18 protein-coding genes are annotated in these 18844 nt (G+C 52.2%); 17 read left to right on the forward strand and 1 reads right to left on the reverse strand.

The window, feature by feature from the left end; translation table 11 throughout:
• Positions 1-33: 33 nt before the first annotated feature.
• The 9 genes from pilM to dam all read left to right on the forward strand — a co-directional run bounded on the left by pilM (position 34) and on the right by dam (position 8707).
• Complete coding sequence (gene pilM, locus BZG20_RS04545) at positions 34-948, forward strand: pilus assembly protein PilM (protein WP_046074755.1); 915 nt, start codon at positions 34-36, stop codon at positions 946-948.
• Positions 939-1517, forward strand: a complete 579-nt coding sequence (locus tag BZG20_RS04550; protein ID WP_052708058.1) for a PilN domain-containing protein — start codon at positions 939-941, stop codon at positions 1515-1517. Before pilM ends, BZG20_RS04550 begins: the two co-directional genes overlap by 10 nt.
• Positions 1514-2125: a type 4a pilus biogenesis protein PilO gene (pilO, locus tag BZG20_RS04555; protein WP_046074757.1), complete on the forward strand. Its 612-nt coding sequence runs from the start codon at positions 1514-1516 to the stop codon at positions 2123-2125. Before BZG20_RS04550 ends, pilO begins: the two co-directional genes overlap by 4 nt.
• Positions 2122-2634, forward strand: coding sequence for a pilus assembly protein PilP (locus tag BZG20_RS04560; RefSeq protein WP_046074758.1), 513 nt, complete (start codon positions 2122-2124; stop codon positions 2632-2634). Before pilO ends, BZG20_RS04560 begins: the two co-directional genes overlap by 4 nt.
• Positions 2635-2647: 13 nt before the next feature.
• On the forward strand, positions 2648-4396 hold the full coding sequence (gene pilQ, locus BZG20_RS04565) for a type IV pilus secretin PilQ (protein WP_077578254.1): 1749 nt from the start codon (positions 2648-2650) through the stop codon (positions 4394-4396).
• A gap of 144 nt (positions 4397-4540) precedes the next feature.
• Positions 4541-5059, forward strand: a complete 519-nt coding sequence (gene aroK, locus BZG20_RS04570) for a shikimate kinase AroK (protein ID WP_025739049.1) — start codon at positions 4541-4543, stop codon at positions 5057-5059.
• 19 nt (positions 5060-5078) lie between these two features.
• A complete protein-coding gene (gene aroB / locus BZG20_RS04575) occupies positions 5079-6158 on the forward strand; it encodes a 3-dehydroquinate synthase (RefSeq protein ID WP_077578255.1) in 1080 nt (359 codons plus the stop codon).
• An 11-nt stretch (positions 6159-6169) separates the two neighbouring features.
• Positions 6170-7804 (forward strand): AAA family ATPase, encoded by a 1635-nt coding sequence (locus BZG20_RS04580; RefSeq protein WP_077578256.1) that lies wholly within the window; start codon positions 6170-6172, stop codon positions 7802-7804.
• Between the two features lie 72 nt (positions 7805-7876).
• Positions 7877-8707, forward strand: a complete 831-nt coding sequence (gene dam / locus BZG20_RS04585; RefSeq protein WP_046074762.1) for an adenine-specific DNA-methyltransferase — start codon at positions 7877-7879, stop codon at positions 8705-8707.
• A 23-nt stretch (positions 8708-8730) separates the two neighbouring features.
• Here the strand turns inward: dam and BZG20_RS04590 are convergent, their stop codons facing one another.
• Positions 8731-8919, reverse strand: coding sequence for a DUF2970 domain-containing protein (locus BZG20_RS04590; protein ID WP_046074763.1), 189 nt, complete (start codon positions 8917-8919; stop codon positions 8731-8733).
• Between the two features lie 150 nt (positions 8920-9069).
• Here BZG20_RS04590 and rpe point away from each other — a divergent pair, with 150 nt between their 5' ends.
• The 8 genes from rpe (at position 9070) to astD (ending at position 18841) form a co-directional block, all read left to right on the forward strand.
• Entirely contained in the window at positions 9070-9744 is a 675-nt protein-coding gene (rpe, locus tag BZG20_RS04595; protein ID WP_046074764.1) for a ribulose-phosphate 3-epimerase, read from the forward strand.
• Positions 9745-9754: 10 nt separating this feature from the next.
• Positions 9755-10435, forward strand: a complete 681-nt coding sequence (locus BZG20_RS04600; protein WP_077578257.1) for a phosphoglycolate phosphatase — start codon at positions 9755-9757, stop codon at positions 10433-10435.
• A 60-nt stretch (positions 10436-10495) separates the two neighbouring features.
• The gene (gene trpS, locus BZG20_RS04605) at positions 10496-11509 is read left to right on the forward strand and encodes a tryptophan--tRNA ligase (RefSeq protein WP_077578258.1); all 1014 of its coding nucleotides are present in this window, start codon (positions 10496-10498) and stop codon (positions 11507-11509) included.
• Between the two features lie 199 nt (positions 11510-11708).
• Positions 11709-14051, forward strand: a complete 2343-nt coding sequence (locus BZG20_RS04610) for an ExeM/NucH family extracellular endonuclease (protein WP_077578259.1) — start codon at positions 11709-11711, stop codon at positions 14049-14051.
• A 92-nt stretch (positions 14052-14143) separates the two neighbouring features.
• Positions 14144-14719, forward strand: a complete 576-nt coding sequence (locus BZG20_RS04615) for an aminodeoxychorismate/anthranilate synthase component II (RefSeq protein WP_077578260.1) — start codon at positions 14144-14146, stop codon at positions 14717-14719.
• A gap of 369 nt (positions 14720-15088) precedes the next feature.
• On the forward strand, positions 15089-16306 hold the full coding sequence (locus BZG20_RS04620; protein ID WP_077578261.1) for an aspartate aminotransferase family protein: 1218 nt from the start codon (positions 15089-15091) through the stop codon (positions 16304-16306).
• 29 nt (positions 16307-16335) lie between these two features.
• The gene (gene astA, locus BZG20_RS04625; protein WP_046074770.1) at positions 16336-17358 is read left to right on the forward strand and encodes an arginine N-succinyltransferase; all 1023 of its coding nucleotides are present in this window, start codon (positions 16336-16338) and stop codon (positions 17356-17358) included.
• Between the two features lies 1 nt (position 17359).
• On the forward strand, positions 17360-18841 hold the full coding sequence (gene astD, locus BZG20_RS04630; protein ID WP_046074771.1) for a succinylglutamate-semialdehyde dehydrogenase: 1482 nt from the start codon (positions 17360-17362) through the stop codon (positions 18839-18841).
• Positions 18842-18844 lie beyond the last annotated feature (3 nt).

Here is an 18844-nt window from a genome sequence, read left to right on the forward strand (position 1 = left end):
GACTTCACGCTGACGTTGGGAGCCTAACACGAAATGATGCGAAGTTCGGCAGTTTTAGGTATCGATATCGGCCGAGATATCATTCACGCCATTGTGGTTCGTGCACATCGACAAGGTATTCAGGTGGCAGGCCATCATCGGGTACCGTATCGCGCGACTGACGATCTCTGTGTCCCGCTTACCGAGATAAAAAAACGATTACTCGCGTGTTTACCTTGGTATCAGCGTCTACACATCTCTGTGGTGGTGGGGGTCGATGAAGAGGCTGTGATCACCAAGCAAATGACGGCGCCACTGATTGACGACGAGATTGAGCAAGAAGCTTTGATCGGCCAAAAGCTGAGTGCCGCCCTCAATATGGACATGGATACATTATATTACGACTTTGCGGTTATGAGCGGCGTGACTGTTCAGCCGGGACAAGTCTGTTATCAAGTGGTGGCATGCCGGCGTCATGCGCTCACTCCGGCCCTAGACGCGCTCAAGCGGGTCGGGTTATCGCCTACGGTGGCAGACATCAACAGCCAAGCGTTAGTCGGCGTTTATCAAGCACTCCGCCCTGTTGCGCAGGCAAACCACTGGCCATTGTGGCTGCACTATCACAGCGGCTTGCTGACTGCGATTCGTCTTTATCCTGATGGGCAAGTTTATCAGCATCGCTGCCGTTTGGGGGAGGGAGAGCGCTATGAACACCGCGAGTCAGCGGCCAACGCCTTGGTGCAGCAGCACTTTGATCAGGCTTGTCATCGAGCGCGTGAGCATAATCGACTCTTGCCCCTGAGCACGGTTTGGATTAGCGGCGCTTGGCCGGCCACGCTAGCGTCTGAGCACCTTACCATCATGCGATTCAATCCAGTGGCGATGTTGGATCAAACGGCGCCGAACATCAGCGATGATGCGTCTATTGCCTTGGGGTTAGCGCTGCGGGGAGAATATTCATGCGTATAAATCTACTCCCTTGGCGAGAAAAAGCGCGCCGCGCGCAGCGTCAAACGTTTATGGTCCATAGTGGTTTGGTACTGCTGGGTGTGGTGTTAATGGTCAGTGCCGTGAACGCGGTCCAGCAGCACTGGCTGACTGAGCAGCAGGCACGTAATCAACGCTTAACCGCAGGGGTGAACGATTTTCGTGCCACCTTACAAGCTTTTAAGCGCGAAGATAAAAAGCGTGCCGCGCTGCAATCGCGCTTACAACTGGTCAACGCGTTACAGCAACAGCGCAACAATGTCACTGCATTGCTGAATTTCATTCCAACCGTGATGCCTGAAGGGGCGTATTTGAGTCGTTTGGCGCAGCAGAAGGGGCGTGTCACGGTCGAAGGCTGGGTCACATCCAATGCGGAGATGGCAAGTCTATTGGCAGCGTTAGAGCAAAGTGCGTTAGCCACCGACGTTGATATTGACACTGTGATCACCGAATCAGGATCGCAACGCGCCAACAAACGCTTCACGTTAAGCTTCCGCTTGACCGACTACGTCACACCGCAACTCCCTAAGCCCAAAGGCGTGCAGTCATGATTAGCGCCTTTGCATGGGATTGGCAAAAACTCCCCAGTGCGCCACTCGCCACCCGCGCCATTGTTTGGGCGGTGGGCGCGATCGCGCTATCGATGCTCGCAGCTTTGCTGATTTTGCAGCCCAACCAAGAGGCGCTGGAGGCAGCGACTCAGCGCGAAGCACAACTTAAAGCCGAGTATCGGTTGTTGGCCAATCGCGTCGCCGCTCTGCCCGATGTGGAGGCACAAATGCGCGCGTTAAATCAGCAATATGCCACCTTGATTGCCCAACTGCCGGAAGAAGAAGAGCTTTCGGGATTACTCGCCGGGGTTAATGAAGTTGGGATCCGTCATCAGTTAGGTTTCAACACACTGAAGTGGCAGCCAAGAAAGCATGGTAGTTGGCTCGATGCGATCCCGATGACGGTTGTCTTGACCGGGGATTATGCCTCTATTGGTGCATTTAGCGCGGATATTGCCGCCATGACTCGCTTGGTGTCGCTGCAAGATTTTGTCTTAACCCGTACTGAGGACGATGACATTCATGCGCCCCTGCAGCTGTCGGTGTCGGCGACCACATATCGCTATACCGGTGAAGGTATTGCCACTGATAAGGAGTTCGTACAGTGAAGCGTCTTTTGGTGTTGTTATTTGGGTTGAGCTTGGTGGGCTGTGATAGATACCACAGTGATATCGAACAGTTTATGCAACAAACTCAAGCCAGTGCGCAAGTCAATGCGACCCGCATCCCCCCTTCGCCGAATTACCAATCGATAGCCTTTGTCACCGATCAGCGGGATCCCTTTGTGCTACCCGCAATCAATGTTGGTGGACAGGCTTCAACGGGCGACTGTTGGCAGCCCAATTTACAACGGCCTTTAGAGCCGCTTGAGCAATTTCCACTGGCAAGCCTTGCCATGAAAGGCAGCTTAACCAAAGGCGCACAGCAACAAGCCTTAATTGCCCGTCCTGATGGCACCATCACTCAAGTCAGTGAAGGTGCGCATTTAGGCGAAAACCGTGGCCGTGTAGTGGCCGTGAATGCAAATCAGATCGCGATTGAAGAAGCCCTGCCGGATGGGTTGGGGTGTTGGCAGCTTCGCACTGTCACCTTGTCGATGGAAGCAACTTTGCCGTAGTTAGGATACCAATATGATAATACGCCCTTACCTTTCCCGCACGTTTACGCCAAGCGTTCGCTCAGTCTGGCTCATACTACTGACACTGATACTAAGCGTTGGCTCGGCGCAGGTTGCCGCAAAGAGTACGCTGACCGATATCGCGGTGAAGCGCCTCGACAATGGTGATGCTAGCGTCTCGCTGACGTTTTCTGACGCCGCGGTAGCGGCTGACTTTCGCCAACCGACGCCTCAGCAAGTCACGTTACGCCTACCGAACGTGCAGCTTAAACCGGCACTGCTGGCGGTCCTCGATACTCGCCGTCGTCAGACGCCCGTGACTGAGATTGAAACCTTTCAGGCACCTGAGCGTGCCCGCATCGTACTGCGTGCTGAGCAGGCTGTGGATTTTGATTATCAGCAGCAAGGAAAAGTATTGACCATCCGCGTGTCTGCGGCCAGAAAAGCGCCTTCCGCGACCGCCTTAGCGCAAAAAGGGGCGGCGATCTCGATTAACTTCCAAGATATTCCGGTCCGTACCGTGTTGCAGCTGATTGCTGAGCAGAATGATTTTAACCTTGTGACCTCGGACTCGGTGCAAGGCAATATCACCATGCGCATTGATGGTGTGCCTTGGCAAGATGTATTGGATGTGATTTTGCGCGTAAAGGGGCTGGATAAACGCCAACGGGGGCAAGTGATGCTCGTTGCCCCTCGCCGAGAGCTCATGGCACAAGAAAAGCAAGCGCTCGAAATGCGTCAGCAAGCGGACGCCTTACTACCACTGAGCTCAGAAGTGCTCACGGTGAACTATGCCAAAGCGAGCGATATCGCCGCACTGATTAAAGGACAAGGCGAAGGGGTCAGTTTACTGTCGCCCAGAGGGGCGGTATCGCTTGATGAGCGAACCAATGCGTTGATCATTAAAGATAATCAAAAGAATTTAGCCCGCATTCGCACCTTGGTTCGTCACTTGGATGTGCCCGTTAAGCAAGTCGAAATTGAGGCACGTATTGTGACGGTCGAGCAAGGTTCAGTGGACGAATTAGGCGTGCGTTGGGGACTGTTGAATCGAAATGGCTCAACCACGGTTGGCCCGTCTGTGGAAGGTAATTTGATGTGGGATAGCAATGTCACCGGGCAAGGACCTGAAAGCTTAAACGATGCGGCGACAGACGGCGCAAATATTGGCGACTTCCTCAGCGTGAACCTGGCCGCTGCTAACCCCTCGGCCTCAAGCATGGCCTTGCAAGTGGCGAAGCTTGGCAATGATCTTCTGCTCGACTTGGAGCTGTCTGCGCTTGAAAGCGAAAGGAAAGCAGAAGTGGTATCGAGCCCCCGACTTATCACCACCAATAAAAAAGCGGCCTATATTGAACAAGGGACTGAGCTACCTTACCTTGAGGCGTCTTCAAGTGGTGCGGTGGCGGTGTCTTTTAAAAAAGCAGTGCTGAGTTTATCGGTGACCCCACAAATCACGCCCAACAATACGCTGGTTTTGGATTTAAAATTAACCCAAGACATGCCCGAAAAAGCCGTGGTGGCCGGGAAAGGCGAAGCGATGTCGATCAGTACCAAGCGCATTAATACCCAAGTGCTGGCGGAAAATGGTGAAACCGTGGTCTTAGGGGGGATCTTTCAGCAAACCATGATCAATAAAGAGACCCAAGTGCCGCTGCTGGGGGATATTCCGTTGGTTGGCAACCTGTTCAAGCACCAATTGAAAGACCATGCAAAACGCGAACTTCTGATCTTTGTGACCCCTAAAATCGTCACAGACTAGGTTAGGTGTTGCCAAAGGGGTCACTGTCCTGAGATAATTTTTAATCTGATCACGAAATATCTGTGAGGAATTGGCGCCTCGGGCTTTTTTCATTAAGCCTGCGGGCGGTGTTGTCTTATTTAACCGCGCGTAAAATTGCTTAAAATGGCTGAAAAACGAAACATCTTTTTGGTAGGCCCTATGGGGGCTGGTAAAAGCACAATTGGTCGTCATCTCGCTCAGCAACTTCATATGGAATTCTATGATTCTGATTCAGTGATTGAAGATCGTACTGGAGCAGACATTGCATGGGTATTTGACGTTGAGGGTGAAGAAGGTTTCCGTAAACGCGAAGAAAACGTGATAAACGACCTCACTGAAGAGCAAGGTATCGTTCTCGCGACTGGCGGTGGCTCGATCATGAGCAAAGAAAGCCGCAACCGTCTCTCTGCTCGTGGTGTTGTGGTGTATTTAGAAACCACCATCGAGAAGCAGCTGGCACGCACCCAACGCGATAAGAAACGACCATTATTACAAACTGACCAACCACGTGAAGTGCTTGAGTCGTTAGCGGAAGAGCGTAATCCTCTTTATCAAGAAATTGCTGATTATGTTGTACGTACTGACGATCAAAGTGCCAAAGTGGTGGCCAATCAAATCATGGCTCTGTTAGAGCAGCAATAACCAAACACAGGACCCGACCATGGAACGGATAGACGTTAACCTAGGGGCACGTAGCTACCCTATCTCGATCGGTGAAGGGCTGTTAGCTGATGCTAGCCTATTTGGGAGCGTCCATTCGCGTCGGGTTGCTGTCATCAGCAACGAGACAGTGATGCCGTTATACGGTGACGCACTGGTCTCAACCTTAAAACAGGCAGGCGCGGCGGATGTCGCTCGCTTGAGCCTACCCGATGGTGAGGCTTACAAGTCTTTAGAGACATTTAACACCATTAACACCTTCCTATTAGAAAACAATTACAACCGTGATGTGGTACTCGTTGCACTGGGTGGCGGTGTGATTGGTGACATCGTTGGCTTTGCCAGCGCCTGTTATCAGCGCGGGGTAGACTTTATCCAAGTGCCCACCACATTACTGGCGCAGGTGGACTCGTCGGTTGGTGGCAAAACCGCCATTAATCATCCACTGGGTAAAAACATGATTGGGGCTTTCTATCAGCCTCAAGCGGTCGTGATTGATACGCAGGTGCTTAGCTCTTTACCGCGTCGTGAATTTGCCGCGGGCATGGCCGAAGTGATTAAGTATGGCATTATTGCCGACGCGCCTTTCTTTGATTGGCTCGATAGCGAAATGGCTGCACTGACAGCGCTCTCGCCGGATGCGCTACGTTATGCGATTCGCCGCTGTTGCCAGATAAAAGCCGATGTGGTCGCACAAGATGAAACCGAGGCGGGTGTCCGTGCACTCTTAAACTTGGGTCATACGTTTGGCCATGCCATTGAGGCAGAAATGGGATACGGCAACTGGCTGCACGGTGAAGCGGTCTCAGCAGGGACGGTGTTGGCGGCTAAAACGGCACAGCAACACGGTCTGATTGAGCCAAAAACTGTGTCACGCATCACTGCCTTGCTGGAAAGTGCTGATCTTCCCATACAGGCACCCAGTGAGATGAACTACGATGCTTTTATTAAGCACATGATGCGTGATAAAAAAGTGCTTTCAGGACAGTTGCGCCTGGTTTTGCCGACAGCGATAGGCCAGGCTCAAGTGGTTGCAGATGTGCCCCATCAGTGTATTGCTGATGTGATTGATGCCGGTTAACCATTGAATGCATGACAGACACTTTTGATACCTTAACCTTGGATCTGGAAAGCCAAACCCAGCTCCTTTCTCGACTGCAATTTATTACCCGCTTTAGTGCCAACTTGATCCAAGTGACTGGGCCTGAGGGGGCGGGTAAAACCTGGCTCAGTGAGCGCTATATGGAGCAGTGGGCAGATGCCCATGTTCATGCATTATTGGCGTGCCACACCGCTCAGAGCGATGCACAGCGCCGCGCTATCTTGCTGCGGCAAATTGTTAAAGATGGGGTGTTTAACGAAGCCGACCCGCTCATTGATAGTCTCACCATGATGCTCGATGGTGGTGGGTGCGATGCCTTATTGGTGATTGATGATGCGCATCGTTTGACCCCCGGTTTGTTGTCAGAGTTGTGGGCCTTGGTACAGCACGCCCAGCACCAAGCCAATTGGCGTATCAACGTGGTGCTTTTCTCGCTACCTGGAAAGTTGAACAAGTGGCTAGGCCAGGTGTCTTACGGGCACGAGCAAAAACCCCTGGAGCTCGAAATCTCTCCCCTCAACGAGGGAGAAGCTGAGATGTTTATTGATGTGCTGGCGGTCACCCAGCGCATCGGTGGCGAGAAAAAGAAACAGTGGTTAGCCAAACTTGCCAATCAAACCGTTTACCCCGGCACCATTATGGGAAAGGACAATCAGGAGACAGGCGCTGTGAGTAAAGATAAGAAAAAGCCCGCTAAAAACAACAAACCCTTCTTAATGCTGCTCCTTGCGGTGGTATTGATGATCGTCGGCGCGGGGGTGATTTGGTGGGTATTTCCAAGCCAGCAAGGTGACGCTGCGTCAGAAGCGGTGCTTCCTGAAGGGCTCAAGAATTTAGATGATTTGCTCAGTGAACAAGAGGAGCAAGCGATCACTGATCCGCAAACCGCGACCCAAACTGGCACACAACCTAGTGCGTCTAACGCGGATGCGGGGAGCGAGACGATGACGTCGCCATCAGCCGATAATGGTGCGGTAACGGAAGATCAGGCGACCCTACCAGAGGATATTAATGGTGAAGGGCTGACTGTTGGGCGCAGTGATGAAGGGCAGCGTGTTGTGGTGCCCGATGATGTGGTCGATGCGATTATTGACGAACAAGATGCTGGAGGAGACGGCACTGACGCCGTTGATGAGCCATTAGCCAGCGAAATCAGTGAGGCGGTGCCTGCGCCTGCGGCACCACAAACCGCTGCGGATGACGTCGCGAACGCGGGTCAAACAACCGATGAGGGCGCAACGGCATCGGCTACAAATGCCGATTCAGGCAATCGCAGCCAAGACACTCTTAGCCAAAATGAGAGTGGGCGAAATGGGTTGCCTTTAGCGCCACAAGCTTTGCTCAATATCCCTGCCCAGCGTTATGCCCTGCAATTGGCCGCCCTGCAATCTCGGCAAGATGCGGTTGCCTTGATTGAGGATTATCAATTAGCTGATCGCGTGCAGGTGTACCAAACGCAGCGCAATAATGCGACTTGGTATATGGTGCTATTGGGTGACTATGCCAGTGTAACTGAGGCTCGTCGTGCTGAACTAAACTTGGCGGATAATGTCCGTGCACTGCAGCCTTTTGTGAAATCATTCAGTCAGATCCATCGCGAAATTAACCGAGCAAATGGCCAGTAAAATCCGCTGATTGATGAAGCAAAATAGGGTACAATCCGCCCCTTTTCAGACCGCAGAGATAGACTAGGGGCAATGAGAAAGCATCGCGCGTTTCTAAAGTGGGCGGGAGGTAAGTACTCACTGGTCGATGACATTCGTCGTCATCTTCCTGAGGGGAACACGCTGATAGAGCCCTTTGTTGGCGCCGGATCGGTGTTTCTCAATACCGATTATGACCACTATATCTTGGCGGACATCAATCCCGATCTGATCAACTTATACAACATTATCAAGCAAACCCCGATGCGGTTTGTGGCTGATGCGCGCGCGTTTTTTTGCCAAGAGTACAACCAAAAAGAGCGTTATTTGGATGTGCGTCGTGAGTTTAATCTCACCACGGATCCCTACTTACGCTCGTTGTTTTTCCTCTATATGAATCGTCACGGCTTCAATGGCTTGTGTCGTTACAATAAAAAGGGTGGCTTTAATGTGCCCTTTGGCTCCTACAAAAAACCTTACTTTCCGGAAAAAGAGCTCGCGGTTTTTGCCGAAAAAGCGCAACGGGCAGAGTTTGTTTGTGAAGGGTATGCGGAAAGCTTTGCCCGCGCCAAGTTAGGCGACGTGATTTACTGTGATCCGCCCTATGCGCCGCTTACCGCCACGGCGAACTTTACCACCTATGCTACCAATGGCTTTACGCTGGACGATCAAGCCTTACTGGCCGAACACGCTGAACAGGCCTCTGTCAGCCAAGGGATCCCGGTTCTTATCTCCAACCATGATACGCCTTACACGCGTCGGCTATACCGTGGCGCGTCGTTTAACGTGGTGAAAGTCAAGCGTACCATTAGCCGTAATGGACAAGGCCGGAATAAAGTGGACGAGCTACTGGCACTGTTCGACCCGCCATCGCCTACTCTGTGATGCTTCTCATCCGTCTTGGGCCATTAGGTCAACACACTGACTAACGCCAGCAAGGCAGCGACAAAGATCCCAATCATCACCACACCGGTGATGATATACGCCGCCGGCGAATCATGGCCAAAATCTCGTTCGCGATTTTGTTGCGATTGGACGCCAAACAATGCCGCGATGACGCTCTTCATAACGTCAGTGAGTCTAGGTTTGCTGTCCATGATGCCTCCTTTTTTGGCGCCTCTGTTTACTCTAGTCAAGCCACGATAACTTGTCAGTGTTAGCGAGGAGAAAACCGTGAACGGGTAAGACTTCGTGGCCAAAATCGGGTAGAATTGCGGCAACTTTTTGGTAACTGAGGCGACCGTGCTATGAAGGATTTTTTGATCGCGCCATCGATTTTATCTGCTGATTTTGCGCGACTGGGTGAAGAAGTGGACAAGGTGCTCGCCGCGGGGGCGGACGTGGTCCATTTTGATGTGATGGATAATCATTATGTCCCCAATCTCACCTTTGGTGCCCCGGTTTGTCAGGCGTTACGTGACTATGGCATTACCGCCCCCATTGATGTCCACTTGATGGTTAAACCCGTCGACAGGATTATTCCTGATTTTGCCAAAGCGGGCGCCAGCATGGTCACCTTTCATGCAGAAGCCAGTGAGCACATCGATCGTACCTTGCAGTTGATTAAAGAGCATGACATGCAAGCGGGCTTAGTCTTTAACCCGGGCACGCCGTTGCATTATCTCGATTACGTGATGGATAAGCTGGATATGATCTTGCTGATGTCGGTCAACCCAGGCTTTGGGGGGCAGTCGTTCATTCCCACCACGCTTGATAAACTCCGAGCCGTTCGACAGCGTATTGATGCCAGCGGTCGAGACATCCGTCTCGAAATCGATGGTGGCGTAAAAGCGAACAACATTGCTGAGGTTGCTGAGGCAGGCGCAGATATGTTTGTGGCGGGCTCCGCCATTTTTGGTCAGCCAGATTACAAGGCCGCCATTGATGAAATGCGTGCCGAACTGGCAAAAGTAGAAAGGTAGTTGAAGTAGTATGAGCCTGCGTTATATTGCATTTGATTTAGACGGCACCTTAGTCGATAGCGTGCCAGATTTGACCCAAGCGCTGCAGATGATGTTAGCTGATTTGGACAGACCCACAGTGAGCGTTGCGGAGGTCACCGGCTGGATTGGTAATGGTGCCGATATCATGATTCGTCGTGCATTATCGCGTGCGCATAATCACGATCCCGATTTAGACCCAGCCTTGGTGGCGCAAGCCAGAGAGCGCTTCAATTTCCATTATGAAAACAATGGGCATGAAAAGACGGTGCTGTACCCTGGGGTGAAAGACACCTTGAATCACTTACACCAGCAAGGCTATCAACTGGGGGTCGTCACCAATAAGCCCTACGCCTTTGTGCCGGCCATTTTAGCTGATTTAGGCCTGGCCGAATTATTTACCGATGTGATCGGTGGCGATAGTTTGTCGACCAGCAAGCCCGATCCTGAAGGCCTACACCTGCTGCGCGACAAGCACGGATTAACCAATGCCCAGATGTTGATGGTCGGTGATTCAAAAAATGATATTTTGGCGGCCCAGAATGCCGGATTCGCCTCCGTCGGCCTGACCTATGGCTACAACTATGGTGAGCCCATCAGTGATAGCCGACCTACCTATATCTTGGACAACTTTAGTGAGTTAGTTTCTGTGGTTGCCAACCACCCCGTATAACGCGTTTAATAAGTCAATAAGACCGCCCCCACGGGCAATATGTAAAGGAATCAAATCATCATGAGTCAACCTTCAAAACCCATTGTATTGAGTGGTGTGCAACCCTCTGGCGAGCTGAGTATTGGTAACTATCTGGGCGCGTTGCGTCAGTGGGAACAGATGCAAGATGATTATGACTGCCAATATTGTGTGGTGGATTTACATGCGATCACCGTCCACCAGGATGCTGACGCGTTACGCGAAGCCACGCTTGATGCCTTAGCGCTTTGCTTGGCGGTGGGGGTGAGCCCAGAAAAAAGTAACCTATTTGTGCAGTCACACGTGCCTGAACACGCGCAACTGAGTTGGGTACTTAACTGTTACACCCAAATGGGTGAGTTAAACCGGATGACCCAGTTCAAAGACAAGTCGCAGCGTCATGCTGAGAACATTAATGCGGGGCTGTTTGGCTATCCGGTGTTAATGGCGGCAGATATCTTGTTGTATCAAACTAACCAGGTGCCCGTTGGTCATGACCAAAAGCAACACCTGGAGTTGGCGCGCGATGTGGCGACCCGCTTTAACAACCGTTATGGCGATGTATTTGTGCTCCCAGAGCCCTACACGCCTGATGTCAATGCGCGGGTCATGAGCCTACAAGATCCGACCAAAAAAATGTCTAAATCGGACGATAATCGCAACAATGTGATTGGTTTGCTGGAAGACCCTAAAGTGATCGCGAAAAAGATTAAACGTGCGGTGACTGACTCCGAAGAGCCACCACGGGTGCGTTTCGATATTGCGCAAAAGCCAGGGGTGTCTAATCTGCTTGGACTATTGTCGGGCGCCACGGGTGAGTCGATTGACGCGCTCGAGCAAGCCTACGAGGGCAAGATGTACGGGCATTTGAAAAAGGATACGGCCGATGCGGTGGTCGCTATGCTTGAGCCGTTGCAAGCGCGTTATCACGAGTATCGTGCCGATCGCGCATTGCTTGATAGCGTGATGCAAAAAGGGGCAGCCCATGCCTCGGCGCGCGCGCAAGAGACACTGCGCAAAGTCTATGACGCGGTTGGCTTTGTTCCACGCGTGTAGCGGGTCACTAAAAGATGATAAAAGCAGCGGGTGAAAGCTCGCTGCTTTTTTTTAACATAACTGAACCAGCTTCTCACTTCTAATTACTTCATCAATAATCGCTGATTCCGGTGCGATTCATATCACGTCATATCCTGTATCTATCATGAATAATACACTCGATTTTCGAGTAAACACTCAATTACGTGAAGGAACAGGTATGAAAAAGCCAATGATGTGGTCACCGCTTGCGCTGGTAATGGCGGGGATTGCACTGCCCGCGGCGGCAAAAGCGCCACTTACCGAGAGCTACCAATGTGGGGTGACCACCCCGACCCCCATTTATGCCATTCAAGGCGATGGGGCGCGGAGCCCGCTTGTCCCGGATGGCAAATATAGCTCAGACAAAACTTATGCCGTGCAAGGGGTGGTGACGGCGGTCACTCAGGGATTGTATAAAGGGGTCTGGATTCAAGATCCGCAAGGTGATGGCAACCCTGCCACGTCTGACGGGTTGTTTGTCTATTTGCGTGACGCGCAACACTTAGCGTTGGCGCCCGGCGATACCCTTTGTGCCAGCGGTAAAATTAAAGAGTACTACGGGCATACCCAGTTAGGCGTCACGGATGGACAGGTGGCAAAAGGGCCTTACCAAGGTGATGTGCTACCCACTGCCATCCGTGTGGGGGCAGAGGAAACCCTTGATCAGGCACTGGAGCGCTATGAAGGCATGAAGGTGACCATGGACGCTGACAGTGAATTAGTGATCACCCGTAACTTTGGTTTTGACTACGATGCGTTCCGTAACAACATGGTGTTATCACATCAGGCACCTTTGTATAAACCGACACAATTGTATCCAGCATTAACACCAGGCGCTGAGGCGTTGGCAGAGAAAAATGCCCAAAACCAGCTTTATATTGAAACCGACCAGAAAGCGAAAGATGGCGAGATCCCGTACTTCCCTGGCCTTGATGCTGAGCAAGGCTATTTGCGGATTGGCGATCGCATCGAACGGTTGAGTGGTGTGCTGGGCTATAGCTACAGCCAGTATCGTCTGGTGGCGACTAACACGATCACCGCTGGGGATATTGTGCATCGCAATGACCGTCAACCGGCGCCTAAGACGGTACCAGGCACAGATATTAAGGTCGCGAGCTTTAATGTGCTTAACTACTTTACTAGCGCCAGTGCGGTCGGTGGCCCACTCAATGTGACCTGTGAAGATCAAGCCGACGCGGATGCGAGCCGTGGCTGTAACCGTGGCGCAAAAACCGCGGCTGAGTTTGAACTGCAACGCTCGAAAATCGTTAACGCATTGACGGCAATGGATGCTGATATCGTTGGGTTGATGGAGATTGAAAACAACGGCTTTGCAGCGGGTAGTGCCATTGATGATCTAGTGACTCAACTCAACGCCCAGTTTGCTGACCCCCGTGATCACTACCAATTTGTTGAACCGAGTGAGGCGGAGAAAAATCAAGGCGCTTACTTTGGCTCTGATGCCATCATGGTAGGCATGATTTATCGTCCTGCGACAGTGGCATTAGCAGGCAATGCCCAGGCTATCCCAATGCCCGAGCAGCATATCAGTGGCGAAAGCCCAGACGGAGAAACCAAGGCACTCGACAAATACCAGCGTGATAGCTTGATCCAACGCTTTATGATTAATGATCAGCCTCTTAGTGTGGTGGTGAATCACTTCAAATCAAAAGGCTCGGGCTGTTATGAAGATTGGGTTGCCGGCGAGTTTGATAGTGAAACGGCTGACCTGCAGGGCCGTTGTAATGAGTTCCGCGTCTCGGCGGCGGTGGCATTACGTGACCGATTAAACACCGTAGAGGGTGATGTCCTGATCTTAGGTGACTTGAATGCGTACGCGCAAGAAGATCCTGTTCGTGTGCTGACGGACTATCAGCGTCGCGAGGGTCAGCGTGATATTCTCACCGCTGCGGGCACGGAAATTCGTGGTGTGCCTATGCATGCGACCGGCCAACCCGTGGAAGAAGGATTGGGGTATACCAATTTGGCCACCGACTGGTTAGGGGACAAAGCCTATTCGTATTCGTTCTCTGGAGAGCTGGGTGCGTTAGATCATGCTTTGGCCAATGCCAGCTTGGCAAGCAAAGTGGTTGGCGTAGAAGAGTGGCACATTAACTCGGTAGAAAGTACGCTGTTTGAATATAGCCGCCAGTATACGGGTGATTTGGTGAAATCGAACAATGCGTTCTCATCCTCCGACCACGACCCTGTCTTGATCTCGCTTGACTACCCAGAGCCTGTGGTGCCGGTTTCTGTGACCGTGAACAATCGCAGCATTTTACCGATTGTGCCGCTGCTTAACGGACAGAAAAGCCCGGTTCATGCGTGGATGAAATGGCGCGCGACGCGCACGTTCAACCAAGCCAGCCCTTTGGTGCAATCCTTGGCGTTAAGCGCAGATGATCGTATTGCGGTTGCGGTGAAAGCCTTGGGGTTGTTCCCTGTATACTGTGGCAGTGCCCCCGCTGATACACCGATGACAGTGACATACACTGGCTTTCGCTGTCAGTTAAATCGTTAACCAATAAGCGTCGTCCCTAGCTCACGCTAGGATGACGCCCTATAAGCACTGTGTTAGCATCATGCCGGTTTTCAATCGCATGGCCGCGCACAGTGCTTCTTATCATCGATAACTACGACTCGTTTACCTACAACCTGTATCAATACTTTTGTGAATTGGGCGTATCTGTTTGCGTCAAACGCAATGATGCGATTAGCTTGGCGGAGATAGAGGCGATGGCACCCACACATATCGTGGTCTCGCCAGGCCCGTGTACCCCAGATGAGGCTGGGATCTCGCTGGCGGTGATTGAGCACTTTGCGGGAAAGATCCCCTTGTTAGGTGTCTGTCTGGGCTACCAAGCCCTAGCGCAAGTATTTGGTGCTAAGGTGATACGCGCGAGGGCAGTGATGCATGGTAAAACCTCGCCCGTTGATCACGAAGGACAAGGTGTCTTTGCGCATTTGCCAAGCCCGCTTACCGTCACGCGATATCACTCCTTAGTGGTGGATCCACACAGCTTACCTGCTTGTTTGATGGTAACAGCGACCACCACGGAGGCGGATGGACGTGAGATCATCATGGGGTTAAAACACCGAGAGCTCGCGGTGGAAGGGGTCCAATTTCATCCAGAAAGCATCCTCACCCAAGAGGGACATGCGTTACTGGCTAACTTTCTCCAGCAATAAAGCCGACAGGATAAAGGCGCGACAGTTTTAAGCGCCATTACCTCGGGGCATCCCAGTCGCGCCCGCTATTACACACTCTTGCACAAAATGGCGATCTTTATCACTAATTTTACATTTCGCGATTTTTGACTGCCTTATCAATGGCTGCAACCTTATGCAACCTGGGTGTTGTCTCCCTTCAGTCTTGCCTATTTGGCATCATAGCCTTGCTCGCTCTGCGCTTCTCTCTGCTCACAGTTTATGCATAACTATCTCTGTAAACTGCATGAGATCGGTTACCCTGCTGAAAACAAAACATAATCTGCTATTGCCGCGGTTAAAATAATGTAAATACTATGCGTCATAGATAAAACACAGAAGGATTGAGTGATGACAATGGAGCACAAAGTAGAACGTAAACTCTTCGATGAAGTCATGGTGCCATGTTACAACCCAATGCCGATGATCCCAGATCATGGTAAAGGGTCGCGCATCTGGGATCAGGAAGGTCGAGAGTATATCGATTTTGCCGGTGGTATCGCGGTGAGCTGTTTAGGCCATTGTCATCCGGTAATGGTGGATGCACTGACCGAACAAGCACAGAAGCTGTGGCACCTGAGTAATGTGATGACCAATGCCCCTGCGTTGCGCCTTGCTAAACGCCTCACCGAGCTTTCCTTTGCCGACCGCGTGTTTTACGCGAACTCAGGCGCCGAGGCGAACGAAGCCGCACTGAAACTGGCGCGTCGCTGGGCAAAAGAAGAGCACGGCGAGCACAAAAGTGAAATCATCGCGTTCACCAAAGGTTTCCACGGTCGTACCTTCTTTACCGTCACGGTAGGGGGACAGCCCGCTTATTCCGATGGCTTTGGCCCCAAGCCTGGCGATGTGACCCACCTTCCCTACAACGACATCGCCGCATTGGCTGACCATATCTCCGATCGCACCTGTGCGGTGATGATGGAGCCATTGCAAGGTGAGGGCGGCATCGTGCCACCGGAGGCAGGCTTTTTGCAGGCCGTGCGCGAGCTGTGTGATAAGCACAATGCGTTGTTGATTTTCGACGAAGTCCAAACCGGCAATGGCCGTACTGGCACCTTCTATGCCTATCAAGAATCAGGGGTCGAGCCGGACATTCTGGCGACCGCCAAATCATTAGGTGGCGGGATCCCCATTGGTGCCATGCTTACCACCGAACGTCTCGCGGCACATATGAAACCTGGCGTTCACGGCTCTACCTATGGCGGCAACCCACTGGCATGTGCCGTGGCAGAAGCGGTGGTCAATGAAGTGACCAAACCTGAAGTCTTAGACGGTGTGATTGAGCGAGAGCAATGGTTACGTGACGGTTTAGAAGCGATTAACGATAAGTACGGTATCTTCAGTGAAGTCCGTGGCAAAGGCCTGCTACTCGGTGCGGCACTGAACCAAGACTGGGAAGGCCGTGCCCGCGATATTTTGGTTGCCGCGGGTGAAGAAGGCCTGTTGGTATTAGTCGCCGGCCCAAATGTGGTGCGTTTTACCCCCTCATTGGTGATTACCAAAGCTGATATTGAAGAAGGGATGGCACGCCTAGAGCGCGCGATTGCGAAGGTCGTTGCAGGATAAGCGACCTCATACACTCGGAGGGATTTGAGATGTTAGTTATTCGGCCTATCCGTGCATCAGATTTTGATGCACTGATGTTGTGTGCGGAAGCGTCCGGCCATGGGTTTACCTCGTTGCCGGTGGATGCCGATTTGCTACAAGGGCGAATTGATAATTCGCTAGAAAGTTTTGCCAAAAAGGTAACAGAGCCTGGCCCGGAAGGGTACTTGATGGTCGCTGAAGATGTAGAAACGGGTGAGATTGCTGGGACAACAGGCATCGAGGCCGCGATTGGCCTCGACAACCCATTTTACAGTTACCATCTGACGAAGGTGGTGCACTCGTCGCGCAAACTGAATGTGCATAACATCGTGGAAGTGCTGACGTTTGGCAACAACTACACCGGCACGACAGAGATCTGCACCTTGTTTATGCGCCCTGAGTTTCGTGGCGGCCTAAACGGCAAGCTCTTGTCCAAGTGTCGGTTTTTGATGTTGGCACAATTTCCAGAGCGTTTCGCAGACGTGGTCTTTGCTGAGATGCGTGGTGTGTCTGACGACGAGGGGAACTCGCCGTTTTGGCAATGGTTGAAGGATAACTTCTTTAACATTGACTTCACGTTGGCTGACTACCTCACCGGGATTGGGGCGAAAGGCTTCATTGCTGACCTGATGCCAAAACTGCCGATTTACGTGAGCCTGCTTAGTGAGGAGGCGCGAGCGGTGATCGGGCAAGTGCACCCAAATACCCGCCCAGCGTTGCGCTTGTTGGAAAAAGAAGGCTTTTCGTGCCGTGGTTATGTCGACATCTTTGATGCCGGCCCCACGGTGGAATGCTTACGTCACAATATCGAATCCGTGCGTCATTCTTTTAACGCCTCGGCAAGCGTAAGAGAGCACAGCAGCGCGCAGGACTATTTGATATCGAACACGGACTTTGCCGGTTTCCGCGCCACGGCGGCGAAAGCGGCGGTGGATCATGAAACCAATCAGGTGGTGATCAGCCCCGCGGTAGCAGATGCATTGAATGTAAAAGAAGGCGATCAGCTGCGTTTGATTGCCATGGAGGGATAAGATGACAAAGCAATCAGCAGGCCATCTGATTAACGGTGAATGGGTGAAAGGCGAGGGCGAGGTGATGACCTCGCAAAATCCCTTTGATAGTCAGTGTATTTGGCAAGGTGAAGAAGCGACGCGCCCCCAGGTTGAACAAGCGGTTAGCGCCGCACGTGAAGCCTTTCTTCGTTGGCGTAATACTGAATTTGCCGAGCGCCAAGCGCTGGTTGAGCGCTTTGCCGAGATAGTGAAAGCGAATACGGATGATTTAGCGCGCACCATTGCGGAAGAGACGGGCAAACCATTCTGGGAAACCAAAACCGAAGTCGGTGCCATGGTCGGAAAAGTGGCGATCTCATTACGCGCTTACCACGAGAGAACGGGCTCACGCGAGAAGGACGTCAATGGCACGCAAGCGGTGTTGCGCCACCGCCCGTTAGGTGTGATGGCGGTCTTTGGTCCTTACAACTTCCCGGGTCATCTGCCCAATGGTCACATTGTTCCCGCGTTACTGGCCGGTAACAGTGTGGTATTCAAGCCGTCAGAGTTGACGCCGAAAGTGGCGGAGAAAACACTGGCGTATTGGCTAGAGGCGGGGCTGCCACATGGCCTTATCAATTTGGTGCAAGGTGGCCGTAATACCGGTGAGGCACTCGCGCAAGCGCGCGGCATCGACGGACTGCTATTTACCGGTAGCGCCAATACTGGCCATATTCTCCACCGCCAGTTTGCCGGTCAGCCTGATAAGATGCTCGCACTTGAAATGGGGGGAAATAACCCCTTGGTGGTCAGTGATCAGTTTGGTGATTTAGAGGCCACCGTGTATACCATCATTCAGTCAGCGTATCTTAGCGCCGGCCAACGCTGTACCTGTGCGCGCCGCTTGCTGTTGCCTGAGGGGGAAGTGGGTGACAAGATCTTGACTCGCCTAGCTCAATGGACAAAAACCGTGCGTGTAGGCGGTCAGTTTGATGATCCGGCTCCGTTTATGGGCGCACAGATCTCAGTGGCGGCAGCGGAAGGCATCCTGGCGACACAACAAAAGCTTGTTGATCTGGGCGCGAAGCCAGTGATTGAGTGTGAACATCAGCATGATGCGGTGATCTCGCCAGGGATCTTGGATGTCAGTGGTATCCAAGACTTACCGGATGAAGAGTATTTTGGCCCGTTGTTGCAAGTGCAGCGTTACCAGGATATGGCCGATGCGGTCACCAAAGCCAATGACACCCGTTATGGATTGTCTGCCGGGCTTATCAGTGAAGACGATGGTGAATGGCAGTATTTCCTTGACCATATTCGTGCAGGGATTGTTAACCGCAATCGTCAACTGACCGGAGCCAGTGGCGATGCGCCATTTGGTGGGCCAGGTGCTTCGGGGAACTTACGCCCTAGCGCGTATTACGCGGCAGATTATTGTGCTTATCCCATGGCATCCATGGAGGGCGAGCAGGTGATGCTTCCCGAGACGTTCGCCCCCGGTATACCGACTCAACAGGACTAAGGA

Origin of the sequence: Salinivibrio sp. IB868 (assembly GCF_001995655.1) — a bacterium.
Lineage (GTDB): Bacteria > Pseudomonadota > Gammaproteobacteria > Enterobacterales > Vibrionaceae > Salinivibrio > Salinivibrio siamensis.